We start from the raw sequence: 15,700 nt of genomic DNA, 5'->3' as shown, positions 1-15,700 counted from the left end.
GGAGCGCACCGGGGACCGGACGGCGGTCCGCCGCTGCGTGCTCGCTCCGCTCGCGCTCACTCATGATGTAGCACTACTTCCGCAGCTCGATGACGGTCTTGCCGATGCGGATCGGCGCGCCCAGCGGGATCGGTGTGGGGGTCGTCAGCCGGGACCGCTCCAGGTAGGTGCCGTTGGTCGACCCGAGGTCCTCGACGATCCACTGGCCGCCCTGGTCCGGGTAGATCCTGGCATGACGGCTGGAGGCGTAGTCGTCGTCCAGCACGATGGTGGAGTCGTGCGCACGGCCCAGGGTGATCGTCTGGCCCTGAAGCGCGACGGTGGTGCCGGTCAGCGTGCCTTCGGTCACGACCAGCTTGCTGGGAGCGTTGCGCCCGCGCCGGCCGCCGCCGCTCTGCTGGCCGCGCTGCTGCGGGGGAGCGGCCTGCTGCTGCCGGGCCGCCGCCCGGCCGGCGGCGGGCTGGGCCCGCCCGGTGTCCCTACGCGATCCGCGCTGGGTGACGCGCGTACCGAACAGGTCGCTGCGGATGACCTGCACGGCCACGATCACGAACAGCCACAGTACGGCCAGGAAACCCAGCCGCATGACCGTGAGGGTCAGCTCTGACATTGCCCCCGCTTCACCCTTCGGCTTGCCTATAGATAACGGTGGTGCTGCCCACGACGATCCGCGAGCCGTCGCGGAGCGTAGCGCGGGTGGTGTGCTGCCCGTCCACCACGATGCCGTTGGTGGAGCCGAGATCCTGGATCGTCGAGGGCGTTCCGGTCCGGATCTCGCAGTGCCGGCGGGAGACGCCGGGGTCGTCGATCCGCACGTCGGCCTCGGTGCTGCGGCCCAGCACCAGGGTCGGCCGGGAGATCTGGTGGCGGGTGCCGTTGATCTCGATCCAGTAGCGGGTGCGCCCGCCGCTCATCGGGGCGGCCGCGGGACGCTGGGTGGCGGGCTGCGGGTAGCCGTAGCCGCCGGGGCGGGCGCCGGGCGGCGGGGCGGAGGGCATCGGGGGGACGCCGGCGGGCGGGTAGCCGTACCCGCCCTGACCGGGGCGTCCGGCGGCCGGTGCCGCGGGGCTCGGCGCCGCCTGGGCCGGCCCGGGCGCCGCGGCCTGCTGGTCGCTGGAGGAGGCGAGGGTGCGCGAGCGCACCCGGTACAGCCCGGTGTCCAGGTCGTCGGCCTTCTCCAGGTTGACCTTGATCGGGCCCATGAAGGTGTAGCGCTGCTGCTTCGCGTAGTCACGCACCATGCCGGCCAGCTCGTCGCCGAGCTGGCCGGAGTAGGGGCTGAGGCGCTCGTAGTCGGGCGCGCTGAGCTCCACGATGAAGTCGTTCGGTACGACGGTGCGGTCGCGGTTCCAGATCGTGGCGTTGTTGTCGCACTCGCGCTGCAGCGCGCCGGCGATCTCCACAGGCTGGACCTCGGACTTGAAGACCTTGGCGAAGGTGCCGTTCACCAGACCTTCGAGACGCTGCTCGAACTTCTTCAGGACTCCCATGGGGCACCTCCTCCGTCCTTTGCCGTTTCCTTGCCCTGCTCTGTGTACTGCTGTGTGCGTTGCCTTGCCGGGTACCGCCGGTACTGCTTCCGGTACTGCTTACTGATCGTATCCACGCCCCCGGCAAACAGCCGGTTCCCCCAGCCGGTCCGCTTCGAACTCCTCCCCGGACCAGCGCGCGGGAACCCTTCCCGGCATGGATCGTAGAGGCGGCCGAGCACCAGTGTCCCGCACCCGGCCTCGCTCCCGGCCCGCCTCCTGGGGAGATGGCCGGGACCGGTACGAGGTTGATACGTGAACCAGGTCTCCTTGATACGAGAACCACCACGTGAACCGGCTCTCCTTCATACGCGCCGGAGAGGCGCGGCGCTGTGCGGATGGTCACGGGTGTGGGGACGGTCACGGTGGCGGCGGGGTGGGTGGTCCCGGTGAGGTGGTCGCGGTGGGGTGGTCGCGGTGGGGGCGAGGGGTCGGGGGGCGATCGGAGGTGGTCGGGGGACCGAGGGATCGGGGGATCGGGGAGGCGCGGGGCGTCGGAGGTTGATGTGGAGCCGTGGTGCGGAGCGGTGGGGTGGAGGGGGGTGGCGATCGGGGACGACGTGGTGGGGCGACGGGTGGGGTGCCGGATGGGGCGACGGCCACCCGGCCGCCGGGGCACGGGTGGTGGCCGGGTGGCGCGGACGGCATGGCGGACCCCGGCTGTTCCGGGCCGGGAAGCCCCGGCTGATCCGGGCCGGGAAGTAGGGATGTGAACCCACCCCGTACGACGTGCTAATGTTCTGCATGTCGGAAGGGGCCAGCCCGAAAGGGAAGGAACCGGAAGACACACCCAATGCGCGGGTGGCGGAATAGGCAGACGCGCTGGATTCAGGTTCCAGTGCCCGAAAGGGCGTGGGGGTTCAACTCCCCCCTCGCGCACAGTGAGAATGGGCGGCATCGCAACGGCGATGCCGCCCATTCCTCTTTCTACGGCTGTTGTCCGGGCCCCTGCCCGCATTCGCCCGGATCTTCTCCGAGCCATCTCCGGGCCATCCCCCGGTGTTCCAACGCGATCTCACGCGAGGTGCGGGGTGGGCGCGCGTGTGTGTGAGGAAGCTCTCAAGGGGCCGGTGGTCGCATGCGCCTCTTCGGAGCCGCGACGTGTCCTCCGCGGACAACACCCGCCGGGGCGAGGCTGATTGGGGGTCGTCCCATCGGCACGCTCGCTCCGGGCGAGGGCAACACCGGGTAGGCCGTAACCCAGTTGGCGCGGCGGGCGAGGCCGGGGCGTCTCCGGCAGGTCTGCCGCATGGACGGGCCGGGCTGTCGTAAGGGTCGGTGCGGGGGTCGGGTGCGGTGCGGGACGTGAGGGTGGGTGCGGCCCGGGGCGTAGGGGCCGAATAGAACGCTGGCCAAGTATTTCGGTGACCGATGTAATCTGGAGGCATGGCCACCGACACCCGACCGCGTGCGTCCGGACGGCGCGGGCTCGTGCTGCTCACTGTGGAGCGGCCGCGCCCCGAGTCGGTACGGGCACGGCCGAACGGCTGGTGGCTGGCCGTGGCCACGGTGTGCTTCGGCGCCTTCATGGGACAGCTGGACGCCAGCATCGTCACGCTCACCTACGGCGGTCTGCGCTCCGGCTTCCACGCCTCGCTGGCCGCCGTCGAGTGGGTCTCGCTGGCCTATCTGCTGGCCCTGGTGGCGTTGCTGGTGCCCGCCGGGCGGCTGGCCGACGCCCATGGCCGCAAGCTCCTCTACCTCTACGGTTTCGCCGTCTTCACGCTGGCCTCCGCCGCCTGCGGCTTCGCCCCCTCACTGACCGCACTCGTGGTGTTCCGCGTGGTCCAGGCGGCCGGGGCGGCCATGATGCAGGCCAACAGTGTGGCCCTGGTCACCACCAGCGCGCCGCGCGAGCGGATGCGCAGCGCCCTCGGGGTGCAGGCCGCCGCGCAGGCCCTCGGGCTTGCGCTGGGGCCGACCGTCGGCGGGGCCCTGGTGGCGACGCTGGGCTGGCGCTGGGTGTTCTGGGTGAATGTGCCCGTCGGCGTGATCGCCCTGGTCGGCGGGCACTATCTGCTGCCCCGCACCCGGGCCAGGACCCGGGTCACCCACTTCGACTGGCCTGGGCTCCTGTTGCTGGCGACCGCGACCACCAGTGCCCTGCTGGGCGTCTCCGCGGCCTCCGGGCTGCCGGTGCCCGGCTGGGGCGTGGCCGTGCTGTTCGCGCTGGCGGCCTGCGCCGGTCCGGCCTTCGTCCGGCGCCAGCGACGGGCGGCCGCGCCGCTGCTGGACCTGGCCCTGCTGCGCGTACGGGCCGTGACGTACGGGCTGGTGGGCGCGCTGAGCGGCTATCTGGTGCTGTTCGGGCCGCTGGTGCTGGTACCGGTCGTGCTCACCGCGCGGGGCGTGTCCGAGCTGACCGCCGGGCTGGTGCTCACCGCCCTGCCGGCCGGGTTCGCGTTGGCCGCGACCGGCGGCGACCGGCTGCTGCCGTGCGGCCTCGCCGACCGGACCCGCTGTCTGGCCGGTGCCGGTGTGTTCACCCTGGCGATGGCCGGACTGCTGCTCGTCCCGCCGTCCGTCGGCCCGCTGGTGCCGCTGCTGGCGGTGACCGGGCTGGGGCTCGGACTGTTCACCCCGGCCAACAACGCCCTGATCATGGGCGCGATACCGGCGCGGTCCTCCGGCACGGGCGGGGGGCTGGTCAACATGACCCGGGGGCTCGGCACCGCGCTCGGCGTCGCCCTGGTGACGCTGGCCCTGCAACTGTCGGGAACCGGCAGCGACAGCGCCCTCCGGGCCGGGCTGCGCTGGTCCGCGGTGGTGCTGGTGGGCGCGTCACTGGTCGCGGTGTGGGCGGCCTGGGCCGGCCCCAAGGGGGAGAGTCCGCGGGAGAGGGCAGGCTCGTGAGAGAGCGGACCGGAGCCCAGTGACGGGGGTGGGTTCATGGGCCGGGGTCCGGGAACGGGCGGATTCGGGGGCCGGGGCCCGGGGACGGGACGGATTCACGGGGCTGCGGCCGGGCTGGAGACCGGGGGGGGCAGGGGTCACGTTCGCGGACCGAGGGCCGGATTCGTGGGCTGGTGGCTGGGCCACGGGGCCGGGACCGAGGCCGGGGATGGTGGCCGTGTTCGCGGGCCGGTGGTGCCGGGCGCGGGGGCCGTGTTCGCGGGGCGGTGGCTGGGCCGGGGTCCGGGAACGAAGGGTGGATTCGTGGGCCGGTGGCGCGGGGGCCGGGGACGGGTTCCCGGTTCAGCGGGCCGGCCGTTTCCCGGTGGGGCCCGGCTAGGCTTTCCGCATGTCCGCGCAGCCACGCCCCGACGTCTCCGCGCCCGGCCCCGCCGCCCGTGCGCCCGAGGCCCGTCTGCTCACCGAGGCCGTCACCCGGCTGCGCCGCGCGCTGCGTTCCTCGATCCGCACCGACTACCCGTGGGAGACCCTTCCCATGGCGCAGGTCGAACTGCTCCAGGTGCTGGGCGAGCACTCTCCCGCCCGGATCAGCGACCTGGCCGCCCGGCGGCGCCTGGCGCCGAGCACCGTCAGCGGGCTGATCGGCCAGATGATCACCGCCGGGCTGGTCGCGCGCGACGTCGACTCCGCCGACCGCCGCGCCTCGGTGGTCACCCTCACCGACGCCGGCCGCGAGAAGCTCGCGGCCTGGAACACCGCCCACGAACGCCGCATCGACGCCGCCCTCGCCGCGCTCGACGACGACTCCCGCACGGCCATCGGGAACGCCCTGCCCGCGCTGTTCCGGCTGGCGGAGAACCTGGGCGGGGAGACGGGGGAGGGAGCGAGGGAGGACACGACGGCCGGCGCGGCGAAGGGTGCCACCGAGGGGGTGGCAGAGGATGCCACCGAGGGGGCCGCGGAGGGCGCGAGGGGGCGATGAACTCGACTGCGGCCTGGACGAGTTGTCCGAGATCGGGCCGCTTCGGGCGGTGGACACCTCCATGCCGTCGGATCGTCCACAACGGCCCGGTCGTCCACAACCGCCGAGTTGTCCACAGGCGCTGACGCGGATCCCGTCACCGGCTGTACGGTCTCCCCGAGTTGATGTTCGTCTCGATGCGTACGGGGGAGGCGGTGGCCGTGGCCGGGAGCGGTGCGGGTGAGCCGGGGCGGAAGACGCGTGGTGGGCACAGGCTGCCGGCGGTGCGGGGGTTCGCCCAGTGGCCTCCGCAGGGCTCGCCCAGGAAAGAGGGCAAGGCGCTGCGGTCGAGCGTGCCGCGCCGCGCCCATCGCTTCCTCGAACTGGACGCCACCCGTCCCGACGCGGTGCGTGCCGTCGAGGAGTCCAACACCGGCCGGATACCGGAGCTGACCGCGATCCGGGTGGGCCGGATGGCGGCCACCCCCTTCGCCTTCCTGCGAGGCGCGGCCGGGCTCATGGCGCACGACCTGGCACGCACCCCCATGACCCGGATCGGCACCCAGATATGCGGTGACGCGCACGCCGCCAACTTCGGTCTGTACGGCGACGCCCGCGGTGGTCTCGTCATCGACCTGAACGACTTCGACGAGACCGTGCACGGCCCCTGGGAATGGGATCTGAAGCGGCTCGCGGCCTCGCTCGTGCTGGCCGGCCGCGAGACCGGCGCCGACGAGGACACCTGCCGCGCCGCGGCGCGGGACGCGGTCGGGGCCTACCGCCACACCATGCGGCTGCTGGCGAAACTGCCGGTGCTGGACGCGTGGAACGCCATCGCGGACGAGGACCTGGTCTCCCACGCCGACGCCCACGATCTGCTCGGCACCCTGGAACGGGTCTCGGAGAAGGCGCGGGCCAACACCAGCGGCCGGTTCGCGGCAAAGTCGATCGAGGCGCACGAGGACGGCGGGCGCCGCTTCGTCGACGCGTCTCCGGTGCTGCGCCGCATACCGGACCGCGAGGCCGCCGCCGTCGCCGCCTCCCTGGCGGAGTACCTGACGACCCTGCCCGAGGACCGGCACCCGCTGCTCGCCCGGCACGCGGTGCACGACGTGGCCTTCCGGGTGGTCGGCACCGGCAGCGTCGGCACCCGGTCCTACGTCGTCCTGCTCCTCGACCACCGCGAGCATCCGCTGGTGCTCCAGGTGAAGGAGGCCCGCCCCTCCGCGCTGGTCCCGCATCTGGCCGCCGCCGGATTCGAGACCCCGCCGGTGGAGCACGAGGGCCGCCGGGTCGTCCTCGGGCAGCAGCGGATGCAGGTCGTCAGCGACATCCTGCTCGGCTGGACCACGGTCGACGGACGCCCCTTCCAGGTACGCCAGTTCCGCAACCGCAAGGGCAGCGTCGACCCCGCCGCCCTCGCCGCCGACCAGCTGGACGACTACGCCCGCATGACCGGCGCCCTCCTGGCCCGCGCCCACTCCCACGGCGCCGACCCCCGCCTGATCGCCGGCTACTGCGGCAAGAACGACGAACTGGACGAGGCCATCGCCACGTTCGCCGTCGCCTACGCCGACCTCACCGAGTCCGATCACGCCGCCCTGACCACCGCGATACGAGCGGGCCGCATCCCCGCGGAACCGGGAGTCTGACAGGGCCGGTCCCGGGGCCGGGAGGGACCGCGCGACCGGCCGCTGCGAGCCCGCCGCGGCACCCGTCCGCCCGCCGCGGCGAGCAGCCGAACCGGCCGGGCGGGGCGCGGCGCTACGCTGGGCGGGTGACCACCCCGGAAGCTGACCAGCCCGCCGAACCCCGTCCCGAGGAGCGGCTCGAACGGGCCGTCCGTGCCGCCGAGCAGGCGTTGATCGAGTACGAGATCGCCGTGGAGACCTTCCGCGTCGAGGTCGAGAACTTCTCCCGGCTGCACGAACAGCGGCTCGGCCCGCTCTATCTGCGCATCGAGGAACTGGACGCCGAGATCGCCGAGGCGAAGGCCGCGCGCACCGGCGATCCGGAGGACGTGCGCCGTGCCGAGGAGGCCCGCGCCCGCGTGCTGCCGATCCCCGGCGTCGAGGAACTGCTGGGCGGCTGGATGGACGGCCACGGCCTCTACCCGGAGGCCGCCGCCATGCTCACCGACCAGGCGGTACGCCCCCCGGAGCGGGTACGGCCCGGCGAGGAGGCCCGCAAGCTCTACCGCGAGCTGGCCCGCAAGGCCCACCCCGACCTGGCGCAGGAGGAGGACGAACGCAAGCGGCGCGAGGAGTTCCTGACCCGCGTGAACGCCGCCTACGCCCGGGGCGACGAGAAGCTGCTGAGGGAACTGGCCGAGGAATGGGCGGCCGGACCGGTGCCGCCCGAGCGGCTCCCGAGCCCCGCCGAGGAGCTGTACGCCCGCCTCGAATGGCTCTCCCAGCGCAAGGAACTGCTCACCCTGGTCGCCCGCGAACTGGAGGACGGCGCCATCGCCGGAATGCTCCGCCTCGCCCCGGACGATCCCGACGCGCTGCTGGAGGAGATCGCCGGCAAACTGCGCGCCGACATCGCCCAGCGGGAGGCGGAACTGGCGGCCCTGCGGGAGCAGGACTGAACCGGGGCCGACAGGACTGAACCGGGTCCGCCTTCGGGTAGCGTCGGAGACATGAATTTCGGAGCTGGTGTGCCCACGGCCGGGGTCACGGACCTCAAGGACGGCGACTTCCTGCTGGACGTCCGCGAGAACGACGAGTGGCAGGCGGGTCACGCCGAGGGAGCGCTGCACATCCCGACGAGCGAGTTCGTGGCCCGTTACGGCGAGCTGACCGAGGCCGTCCCGCAGGATGGCCGCGTCCATGTGATCTGCCGCTCCGGTGGCCGGTCCGCCCAGGTCACCATGTATCTGGTGCAGCAGGGCATCGACGCGGTGAACATCGACGGCGGTATGCAGTCCTGGGCCGCCGCGGGCCGCCCCGTGATCACCGACGACGGCCGCCCGGGCCACGTGCTGTAGGACACCCTCGGGGTCAGCCGAGCGGGTGTGCCGCCGGCAGGCCCCCGAGCGTCTCCTCGTACACCGCCGCCGGGCCGAGCGCCGGCTCCAGGCGCTTGGCCCAGGCGTGGTAGCGGTGCAGGGGGGTGGACGGTGTCCGCGCCGAAGCCGCCGTGCGGATGCCGCGCCGTCCGCACCATCCGGCGGACGCCCCGGCCTGTTCCGGAAAGGAACCTTGGCGGTTCCCCCTCGTGTCGCTCCTCAGCGGTCGAAGTCCAGCTCCACCTGTTCGGTCAGCGGATGCGACTGGCACGCCAGCACATATCCGGCCTCCGTCTCCTCCTGCTCCAGGGCGAAGTTGCGGTCCATCCGGACCTCGCCCGCCACCAGGAAGGCACGGCAGGTGCCGCAGACCCCGCCCTTGCAGGCGTAGGGCGCGTCGGGACGGTTGCGCAGCACCGTCTCCAGCAGGGACTCGCCCTCCCGCACGGGCCAGGTGCCGCCGCGGCCGTCGAGCCGCGCGGTGACCGTGCTGTGCGCGGCCGCCGGTGCGGTGCCCGCCGCGGCCGGACCGGAGTCCACGTGGAAGATCTCCTCGTGTATCCGGGCGCGGTCCACGCCCAGCCCGCGCAGCGCCCGCTCGGCGCCCTGCACCAGTCCGTACGGCCCGCACAGGAACCAACCCGCCACCTCCTCCAACGGCACGAGCCGCGGCAGGAGTTCGGTGAGGCGTCCCTCGTCGAGCCGGCCGGAGGGCAGACCCGCCTGCTGTTCCTCCCGGGAGAGCACGGTCACCAGCTGAAGCCGCTCCGGGTAGCGGTCCTTCAGGTCGGCGACCTCCTCCAGGAACATCGTCGAGGCGGCCGTGCGGTCGCCGCGTATCAGGCAGAACCGGGCCTCCGGCTCCCGCGCCAGCAGGGTGGAGACGATGGACAGCACCGGAGTGATGCCGCTGCCGCCGACGATCGCCGCGTACAGACCCGGCGCCGGGTCCAGGGTGAAGCGGCCGGCCGGGGTCATCACCTCCAGTTCGTCCCCGACGTTGATCTCCTTCAGCGCGTAGGTGGAGAAGGCGCCGCCCTCCACCAGCCGCACCCCGACCCGCAGACTGCCGGGGCCCTCGGCATCCGGGGCGGGGGCGGGCGAGCAGATCGAGTAGGTGCGCCGCACCTCCGTGCCGTCCACCCGGCGCCGCAGCGCGAGGTGCTGGCCGGGGGCGTGGCGGTACTCCGCGCGCAGCTCGGGCGGGACGGTGAGGGTGAGGGCGACGGAGTCGTCGGTGAGCCGGTCGACCGCGGCCACCTGGAGCGGGTGGAAGCGCGCCATCACAACTCCTTGAAGTGGTCGAACGGTTCGCGGCAGGACAGGCAGCGGCGCAGCGCCTTGCACGCGGTCGAGGAGAACCTGCTCAGCAGCTCGGTGTCGGCCGAGCCGCAGTGCGGGCAGCGGACCGGTTCGGTCTCGGCGGCGTGGGTGCGCGTCGGACCGAGGGACAGCGGCACGGGCCCGGAGGACTCGCGCACCCGCGGAGGCGCTATCCCGAACTCCCGCAGTTTGCGGCGGCCTTCGGGGCTGATGTCGTCGGTCGACCAGGCCGGGGTGAGCACGGTGCGGACGGTGACCTCGCGCATGCCGTGTTCCCGCAGGACCCGCTCGATGTCGAGGCTCATCGCCTCGATCGCCGGGCAGCCGGTGTACGTGGGGGTCAGCTCGACCTCGGCGGTGTCGGCGTCGCGCAGACGCACCGCGCGCACCACGCCCAGCTCGCGCAGCGTGAGCACCGGAAGCTCGGGGTCGGGGACCGAGCCGGCCAGCTCCAGCAGCTCCGCCTCCAGGGCGGTGGCGGTCACCATGACGCCCCCGGATGGCTGCGGTGCAGATGCTGCATCTCGGCGAGCATCCGCCCGAACGACTCGGTGTGAATGCCCTGCCGGCCCGCGCCCGCCGACCAGGCCCCGGTGCGGGGCCCCTCGGGGAGGCTCAGGGTGGCCCGGCCGAGCACCTCGGTGACGGACTCCAGCCAACGGGACTCCAGGGCCGCCCAGTCGACGTCCAGGCCCTCCACGGGCTGGAACATCTCCCCGGTGAACCGCCACAGCGCGGCGCAGGCGCGCCGCATCCGCTCATGACTGGTCTCGGTGCCGTCGCCCAGGCGCAGGGTCCACTGCTCGGCGTGGTCGCGGTGGTAGGCGACCTCCTTGACCGCCTTCGCGGCGAGCGGCGCGAACGGCCCGTCGCCCGCGGCGAGTTCGGCATGCAGCAGGTGCTGGTAAGTGGAGAAGTACAGCTGGCGGGCGATGGTGTGGGCGAAGTCGCCGTTCGGCTGCTCGACCAGCTGGAGGTTGCGGAAGGCGCGTTCCTCGCGCAGGTACGCCAGTTCGTCCTCGTCGCCGGCCAGGGACAGCAGCACCCGGGCCTGGCCGAGCAGGTCGAGGGCGATGTTCGCGAGGGCGACCTCCTCCTCCAGGACGGGGGCGTGCCCGGCCCATTCCCCGAGGCGGTGGGAGAGCACCAGGGCGTCGTCGCCGAGGGCGAGCGCGGCGGTCACCGGGACGGTGGCCGGTCCGGTGGCGGTCACAGGTGCTTCACCCCTTCCGGGATCTCGTAGAAGGTCGGGTGGCGGTAGGGCTTGTCGGCGGCCGGTTCGAAGAAGGGGTCCTTCTCGTCCGGCGAGGAGGCGGTGATCGCGGCGGCCGGGACGACCCAGATGGAGACGCCCTCGCCGCGCCGGGTGTACAGATCGCGGGCGTTGCGCAGGGCCAGCTCGGCGTCGGGGGCGTGCAGGCTGCCGGCGTGGGTGTGGGAGAGGCCGCGCCGCGAGCGCACGAACACCTCCCACAGGGGCCAGTCGGTGGTGCTCATGCTCGCTCCGCTCCCGTCGTGTCGTGACCGGTGGTTCCGGTGCCGCCGGTGTGCTTGGCCGCGTAGGCCGCGGCCGCCTCCCGTACCCACGCGCCCTCGTCGTGGGCGCGCCGGCGCTGGGTGAGGCGCTGTTCGTTGCACGGGCCGTTGCCCTTGAGGACGTCCCGGAACTCCGACCAGTCGATCGCGCCGAAGTCGTAGTGACCCCGCTCCTCGTTCCACGTCAGGTCCGGGTCGGGGAGGGTCAGGCCCAGGGACTCGGCCTGGGGGACGCAGATGTCGACGAAGCGCTGGCGCAGTTCGTCGTTCGAATGGCGCTTGATCTTCCAGGCCATCGACTGGGCGGAGTGCTGCGACTCGTCGTCGGGCGGGCCGAACATCATCAGCGAGGGCCACCACCAGCGGTCCACCGCGTCCTGGGCCATCGCGTGCTGCTCCGGGGTGCCCTTGCTCAGGGCCAGCAGCAGCTCGTAGCCCTGGCGCTGGTGGAAGGACTCCTCCTTGCAGATCCGCACCATGGCGCGTGCGTAGGGGCCGTAGGAGCAGCGGCACAGGGGTACCTGGTTGGTGATCGCGGCGCCGTCCACCAGCCAGCCGATCGCGCCGACGTCGGCCCAGGTCAGCGTGGGGTAGTTGAAGATCGAGGAGTACTTCTGGCGGCCGCTGTGCAGCTTGTCGAGCAGTTCGTCGCGGCCGGTGCCGAGGGTCTCGGCGGCGCTGTACAGGTACAGGCCGTGTCCCGCCTCGTCCTGCACCTTGGCCATCAGGATCGCCTTGCGGCGCAGGGAGGGCGCGCGGGTGATCCAGTTGGCCTCCGGCTGCATGCCGATGATCTCGGAGTGCGCGTGCTGGGCGATCTGGCGGACCAGCGTCGCGCGGTAGGCGTCGGGCATCCAGTCGCGCGGTTCGATGCGCTCGTCGGCGGCCACGGCCGCGTCGAAGACGCGCTGGTACTCCGCCGGGTCCCCGGCGGTGGCACCGTCCGCCTGCGGGCGGGCCGTGCGCTGCGCGGCTGCTGTGGCCATGCGGTCCCCCTGACCTCGGTCTCTGTGGTGGGATACTCCCGACCGATCGTTCGGTCCGTGTGTGTCAATGGTGTGCCGGGCCGCCGGACAGTGTCAACCGCTGTGGAAAACTCCGCGCGTGACCCGTGGAAAGGCGGGGCCTGTGGACGAAGCGTGGGGGGACGGGAGGGCCCCCGCACCCGGACTGTGCCGACAGGGGCGGGGCTGAGTACCGTTCCGTGCGAGTGCCGCGGTTGTGGCGCTCGTGGACCGTGCGGCGCCGGTGACGGGCGGCCGTTGCGACGAGCAGACCCATGGGGTCGGCCCGGCGGGCCGGCCCACGACCGAGCCGGAACAGGGGACGGGGCGGAATGGACGCGTACGACGAGGACTCGGGGGCCGCGCCCGGCCCGGACGGGTCGACCGGGGCGCGTCCCCCGGAGCACGCCCCGGAACGTCTGCCGGACGGCGAGCGCGACGGGGGCTCCGCCGAGCCCCCGGACGGCGGCGGCTTTGCCGAGCGGGAGCCGGGCAGGGAGGCGGTGGGCCGCGAACTGCCGGGTCGGCAGCCGGTGGAGGGGGAGCCGGCGGACCCGGAGCGGACCGGCCCCGAGCCGGCGAGCCGGGAACCGTCCGGCCTGGAGCTGCTGGGCTTCAGGCCGACGGATCGGGAACCGACGGATCGGGAACCGACGGGCCGGGAAGCGAAGGACCGGGAGCCGTCGCGCCTGGGGCCGATGGGCCGGGAGCCGTCGCGGCCGGAGCCGTCGGCCCCGGAAACGGCCGGTCTGGTGCCGCCCCGCCTGGAGGCGGCCCGCCCGGGAGCAACCGGTCCCGAACCAGCCCGCCCAGAAACGCCCCAGCCCCAGCCCGCCCAGCAGGGAATCCTCGCCCTCTCCCCCCGCTACCAAGTCGCCGCCGCGCTCGCCGTCGCCGCTGTCGCCGTCGGGGTCGGTGTGCACCTGCTGATGGTGTTCCTCAGCGTCGCGCCGCCGAACGCGGTGTCGAAGCAGCACGACAAGGCCGTCGAGGCGTGGGTGTTCCCGGAGTTCGAGCAGAACTGGAAGCTGTTCGCGCCCAACCCGTTGCAGCAGAACATCGCCGTGCAGGTGCGCGCCGAGGTGCGGACGAAGGACGGCAGCCTGATCACCACCGGCTGGACCGACCTGTCCGCGCAGGACGGCGCCGCCATACACGGCAATCTGGCGCCCAGCCACGCCCAGCAGAACGAACTGCGCAGGGCCTGGGACTTCCTCACCGCGACGCACACCGACGACGACCGTCCCGTCGGCATGCGCGGCTCCCTCTCCGAGGACTACCTGCGCCGGATAGTGGTGCTGCGCCTGTACCGCACCGATCCGACCAGCCGGGACGGCGTCATCCAGCGGGTGCAGGTCCGCTCCCGCACCACCAATGTGCAGCCCCCGTCGTGGAGCGACGAACGGGTGCCCGACAAGCCCTACTACCGCGAGCTGCCCTGGTGGACGGTGCGCGCCGACGAGGCCGCCGGGGGTGTGCGGTGAACCAGCTCCCCGCGCCGCTGTCGCGTGCGCTCACCCGTGTCACCGAGGCGGCCCTCGGGCCCTATCAGAGCGCCGTCATCCGGATCGGCTTCGCCTTCACCTGGCTGCTCTACCTGCTGCGCGAGTTCCCGTACCGCCAGGAGCTGTACGGCCCCAGCGGACCCTGGAACCTGGCCATGGTCAAGCGGCTGACCGGGGACAACCACGCCTTCACCGCCCTGACGTGGTCGAGCGGGCAGCCGTGGTTCGAGTTCTGCTACGCGCTCGCGATCCTGGCCGCCGCCGCGCTGCTGCTCGGCTGGCGCACCCGTACGGCGTCCGTGCTGTTCATGGTGGGCGTCGTCTCGCTGCAGAACCGCAGCATCTTCATCGGTGACGGCGGCGACAACGTGCTGCACCTGATGTCCATCTACCTCGTGTTCACGCGCTGCGGTCAGGTGTGGTCCCTCGACGCGCGGCGGGCGGCGCGCACCGCGGCGGCACACGCGCGGGGGGAGCGAACCCCCGCCGACCGGACGGGCCCGGCGCTGTGGGCGGTGCTGGGGCTCGCACTGGTCACGGCGACCGCGACCGGCAGGCTCTTCGGCAACAGCTGGCTGATCCCCGCCCTGCTGTGGGCGGTGTGGGCGGTGCTCGGAGTGTGGTGGCTGGTCCAGCGCCGGGCACGGTCGGCCGAGCCGCGCATCCTGCTGGACGTGATCGCCAACGTCCTGCACAACGGCGCCCTCGTGGTGATCATGGCCGAGGCCTGTCTGATCTACGCCACGGCCGGCTGGTACAAGATCCAGGGCTCGCGCTGGCAGGACGGCACCGCCGTCTACTACCCGCTCCACCTGGACTACTTCACGCCCTGGCCCGGCCTCGCCGGTCTGCTGTCGGCCAGTGCCACCATGCTGACGGTCGTGGCGTACGGCACCGTCACGGTGCAGGTCGCCTTCCCGTTCACCCTGCTCAACCGGCGGGTGAAGAACGTGCTGCTGGTGCTGCTGATCCTGGAGCACGCCGTGATCGCCGTCGCCCTCGGACTGCCCTTCTTCTCGCTGGCGATGATCACGGCTGACGCGGTCTTTCTGCCGACCTCCTTCCTGCTGCGGGTCGGCCGTCTCGCGGCCCGCGCGCGCGGGCGCTTCGTACGCGAGGGCGGCGGCCCGGTGCCCGGGCCACGCTCTCCGGAGGAGAGCACGCCGGGCCACGTAGGGTTCACGGCATGACCGACCCGCTCATCCGCTGGCGCGAGCACGCCGCGTCCGCCGTGCTGCTCGACGGCTTCCACGCCCTGAAACACGCGCTGCGCTTCGGGGCCGAGGTGCCGGTGGCGGTCACCACCGACCGGCGGGCCGCGCTCGACCTGGCCGGGGAACTGGCCGAGGACGTGCGGGAGATCATGGGCGGCCTGCTCACCGAGGTGCCCGAGCGGACGTACGCGGCGCTCGTCCCGCGGCCGCATCCGACGGGGGTCGCCGCGCTCGCCGTACGCCCCTCCCGCGAGGCCCATCTGCGCACGCTCGCCCGGCTGCCCCGCACCAGCCCCGTGGTGGTCCTCGACAACCCCCGCAACCTGGGCAACGCGGGCGCCGTGATCCGGCTGGCCGCCGGGTTCGGGGCGACCGGGGTGGTCACCACCGGCACCCTCGACCCCTGGCACCCCACGGTGGTGCGCGGTGGCGCGGGCCTGCACTTCGCGACCGCCGTGGAGCGCCTGGACATCGGCGAACTGCCGCCCGGGCCGCTGTTCGCGCTGGACCCGGAGGGCGAGGACATCCGCGGCACCGAGCTGCCCGACGACGCCGTGCTCGCCTTCGGGTCGGAGCGCAGCGGGCTGTCGGCAGCGGTGCGCGCGCGTGCCGACCACCTGCTGCGGCTGCCGATGCGCCCCCAGGTCTCCAGCTACAACCTCGCCACCAGTGTGGCGATGACGCTGTACCACTGGAGCGCCACCGGAGGCGCTCCCGCCGCCCTGGGCCGGCTCTAGGGCCTCTCGTCTGGATCATGCCGGGCTC

General features: G+C 73.1%; 15 protein-coding genes, 1 tRNA gene and 1 pseudogene. 9 read left to right on the top strand and 8 right to left on the bottom strand.

Annotated elements, in window-relative coordinates:
- Positions 1–73 precede the first annotated feature (73 nt).
- Both HZZ00_RS37015 and HZZ00_RS37010 read right to left on the bottom strand, forming a co-directional pair.
- Positions 74–610: an FHA domain-containing protein gene (locus HZZ00_RS37015; protein ID WP_180330344.1), complete on the bottom strand. Its 537-nt coding sequence runs from the start codon at positions 608–610 to the stop codon at positions 74–76.
- A 10-nt stretch (positions 611–620) separates the two neighbouring features.
- Positions 621–1,490: a DUF3662 and FHA domain-containing protein gene (locus tag HZZ00_RS37010; RefSeq protein ID WP_180330343.1), complete on the bottom strand. Its 870-nt coding sequence runs from the start codon at positions 1,488–1,490 to the stop codon at positions 621–623.
- Positions 1,491–2,324: 834 nt separating this feature from the next.
- On the opposite strand from HZZ00_RS37010, the gene HZZ00_RS37005 reads away from it, so the two are divergent.
- The 6 genes from HZZ00_RS37005 to HZZ00_RS36980 all read left to right on the top strand — a co-directional run bounded on the left by HZZ00_RS37005 (position 2,325) and on the right by HZZ00_RS36980 (position 8,332).
- A tRNA-Leu gene (locus tag HZZ00_RS37005) sits at positions 2,325–2,408 on the top strand.
- A 507-nt stretch (positions 2,409–2,915) separates the two neighbouring features.
- A complete protein-coding gene (locus HZZ00_RS37000; protein WP_180330342.1) occupies positions 2,916–4,382 on the top strand; it encodes an MFS transporter in 1,467 nt (488 codons plus the stop codon).
- A 388-nt stretch (positions 4,383–4,770) separates the two neighbouring features.
- On the top strand, positions 4,771–5,364 hold the full coding sequence (locus HZZ00_RS36995) for a MarR family winged helix-turn-helix transcriptional regulator (RefSeq protein WP_257585577.1): 594 nt from the start codon (positions 4,771–4,773) through the stop codon (positions 5,362–5,364).
- Between the two features lie 164 nt (positions 5,365–5,528).
- Complete coding sequence (locus HZZ00_RS36990; protein WP_180330341.1) at positions 5,529–6,995, top strand: DUF2252 domain-containing protein; 1,467 nt, start codon at positions 5,529–5,531, stop codon at positions 6,993–6,995.
- A gap of 125 nt (positions 6,996–7,120) precedes the next feature.
- On the top strand, positions 7,121–7,933 hold the full coding sequence (locus HZZ00_RS36985) for a hypothetical protein (RefSeq protein WP_180330340.1): 813 nt from the start codon (positions 7,121–7,123) through the stop codon (positions 7,931–7,933).
- A gap of 69 nt (positions 7,934–8,002) precedes the next feature.
- Entirely contained in the window at positions 8,003–8,332 is a 330-nt protein-coding gene (locus tag HZZ00_RS36980) for a rhodanese-like domain-containing protein (protein WP_070024410.1), read from the top strand.
- A 13-nt stretch (positions 8,333–8,345) separates the two neighbouring features.
- Here HZZ00_RS36980 and HZZ00_RS38960 read toward each other — a convergent pair.
- The 6 genes and pseudogenes from HZZ00_RS38960 to paaA form a co-directional block, all read right to left on the bottom strand.
- Positions 8,346–8,523 (bottom strand): annotated as a pseudogene (locus HZZ00_RS38960) (acyl-CoA dehydrogenase); the annotation flags it as partial.
- A gap of 49 nt (positions 8,524–8,572) precedes the next feature.
- Entirely contained in the window at positions 8,573–9,637 is a 1,065-nt protein-coding gene (paaE, locus tag HZZ00_RS36975; protein WP_180330339.1) for a 1,2-phenylacetyl-CoA epoxidase subunit PaaE, read from the bottom strand.
- On the bottom strand, positions 9,637–10,164 hold the full coding sequence (gene paaD / locus HZZ00_RS36970; protein ID WP_180330338.1) for a 1,2-phenylacetyl-CoA epoxidase subunit PaaD: 528 nt from the start codon (positions 10,162–10,164) through the stop codon (positions 9,637–9,639). Before paaD ends, paaE begins: the two co-directional genes overlap by 1 nt.
- Positions 10,158–10,889, bottom strand: coding sequence for a 1,2-phenylacetyl-CoA epoxidase subunit PaaC (gene paaC, locus HZZ00_RS36965; protein WP_180330337.1), 732 nt, complete (start codon positions 10,887–10,889; stop codon positions 10,158–10,160). The genes paaD and paaC overlap by 7 nt, the downstream gene beginning before the upstream one ends.
- Entirely contained in the window at positions 10,886–11,173 is a 288-nt protein-coding gene (gene paaB, locus HZZ00_RS36960) for a 1,2-phenylacetyl-CoA epoxidase subunit PaaB (RefSeq protein WP_014673816.1), read from the bottom strand. Before paaB ends, paaC begins: the two co-directional genes overlap by 4 nt.
- Positions 11,170–12,198 (bottom strand): 1,2-phenylacetyl-CoA epoxidase subunit PaaA, encoded by a 1,029-nt coding sequence (gene paaA / locus HZZ00_RS36955; protein ID WP_180330336.1) that lies wholly within the window; start codon positions 12,196–12,198, stop codon positions 11,170–11,172. The genes paaB and paaA overlap by 4 nt, the downstream gene beginning before the upstream one ends.
- Before the next feature lie 350 nt (positions 12,199–12,548).
- Between paaA and HZZ00_RS36950 the strand changes: the two genes are divergently transcribed.
- Genes HZZ00_RS36950 through HZZ00_RS36940 form a run of 3 tightly spaced genes read left to right on the top strand, consistent with a single transcriptional unit; the run spans position 12,549 to position 15,672 of the window.
- Positions 12,549–13,700 carry a DUF5819 family protein gene (locus tag HZZ00_RS36950; protein WP_374028507.1) on the top strand — a complete coding sequence of 384 codons (1,152 nt, stop codon included), beginning with the start codon at positions 12,549–12,551 and terminating at the stop codon, positions 13,698–13,700.
- Positions 13,697–14,911 (top strand): HTTM domain-containing protein, encoded by a 1,215-nt coding sequence (locus HZZ00_RS36945; RefSeq protein ID WP_180330335.1) that lies wholly within the window; start codon positions 13,697–13,699, stop codon positions 14,909–14,911. The genes HZZ00_RS36950 and HZZ00_RS36945 overlap by 4 nt, the downstream gene beginning before the upstream one ends.
- Positions 14,908–15,672, top strand: a complete 765-nt coding sequence (locus tag HZZ00_RS36940; protein ID WP_180330334.1) for an RNA methyltransferase — start codon at positions 14,908–14,910, stop codon at positions 15,670–15,672. Before HZZ00_RS36945 ends, HZZ00_RS36940 begins: the two co-directional genes overlap by 4 nt.
- The last annotated feature ends 28 nt before the right edge of the window (positions 15,673–15,700 follow it).

Origin of the sequence: Streptomyces sp. NEAU-sy36, from assembly GCF_013423905.1 — a bacterium.
GTDB classification, from domain to species: Bacteria; Actinomycetota; Actinomycetes; order Streptomycetales; family Streptomycetaceae; genus Streptomyces; species Streptomyces misionensis.
The sequence above is the reverse complement of the archived record's forward strand: the minus strand, read 5'-3'. Positions and strand labels throughout refer to the sequence as shown.

Excerpts from the sequence above, each read along its gene's own strand:
- paaE (WP_180330339.1), bottom strand. The coding sequence starts at position 9,637 with ATGGCGCGCTTCCACCCGCTCCAGGTGGCCGCGGTCGACCGGCTCACC.
- HZZ00_RS36940 (WP_180330334.1), top strand. The coding sequence starts at position 14,908 with ATGACCGACCCGCTCATCCGCTGGCGCGAGCACGCCGCGTCCGCCGTG.
- paaA (WP_180330336.1), bottom strand. The coding sequence starts at position 12,198 with ATGGCCACAGCAGCCGCGCAGCGCACGGCCCGCCCGCAGGCGGACGGT.
- paaB (WP_014673816.1), bottom strand. The coding sequence starts at position 11,173 with ATGAGCACCACCGACTGGCCCCTGTGGGAGGTGTTCGTGCGCTCGCGG.
- HZZ00_RS37010 (WP_180330343.1), bottom strand. The coding sequence starts at position 1,490 with ATGGGAGTCCTGAAGAAGTTCGAGCAGCGTCTCGAAGGTCTGGTGAAC.
- HZZ00_RS36990 (WP_180330341.1), top strand. The coding sequence starts at position 5,529 with ATGTTCGTCTCGATGCGTACGGGGGAGGCGGTGGCCGTGGCCGGGAGC.
- paaD (WP_180330338.1), bottom strand. The coding sequence starts at position 10,164 with ATGGTGACCGCCACCGCCCTGGAGGCGGAGCTGCTGGAGCTGGCCGGC.
- HZZ00_RS36995 (WP_257585577.1), top strand. The coding sequence starts at position 4,771 with ATGTCCGCGCAGCCACGCCCCGACGTCTCCGCGCCCGGCCCCGCCGCC.
- HZZ00_RS36950 (WP_374028507.1), top strand. The coding sequence starts at position 12,549 with ATGGACGCGTACGACGAGGACTCGGGGGCCGCGCCCGGCCCGGACGGG.
- HZZ00_RS37000 (WP_180330342.1), top strand. The coding sequence starts at position 2,916 with ATGGCCACCGACACCCGACCGCGTGCGTCCGGACGGCGCGGGCTCGTG.
- HZZ00_RS37015 (WP_180330344.1), bottom strand. The coding sequence starts at position 610 with ATGTCAGAGCTGACCCTCACGGTCATGCGGCTGGGTTTCCTGGCCGTA.